We start from the raw sequence: 246 nt of genomic DNA, 5'->3' as shown, positions 1-246 counted from the left end.
ATATAGCAAAGTGATGTTTGTGCTCTTCATTACCAAGTTCAGAAATAAGTTGTTTCCCTATTTTAATGTAGTGGTTTGCTTTGTCGATAAGTCCTAATTTTTCATGTTCTTGTGCAAGTAAGAATATAGCTTTGTAGTGAGATGGGATTTTTTCAACAACTTGTGTCAAGTGACGAATCGCTTCTTCAGAAAGATTCTGGCTAGCATATAGATGACCTAGATTACCGCGCACATACAGTTGTAATG

1 pseudogene is annotated in these 246 nt (G+C 35.8%); it reads right to left on the bottom strand.

What is annotated here, in order from left to right:
• Window positions 1-246, bottom strand: a pseudogene (locus JDS92_RS30395) (tetratricopeptide repeat protein); the annotation flags it as partial.

The sequence above is a fragment of the Bacillus cereus group sp. N12 genome (assembly GCF_016483575.1).
GTDB classification, from domain to species: domain Bacteria; phylum Bacillota; class Bacilli; order Bacillales; family Bacillaceae_G; genus Bacillus_A; species Bacillus_A toyonensis.
Note: the sequence above shows the minus strand (reverse complement) of the source record. Positions and strands in the feature narration are given on the sequence as shown.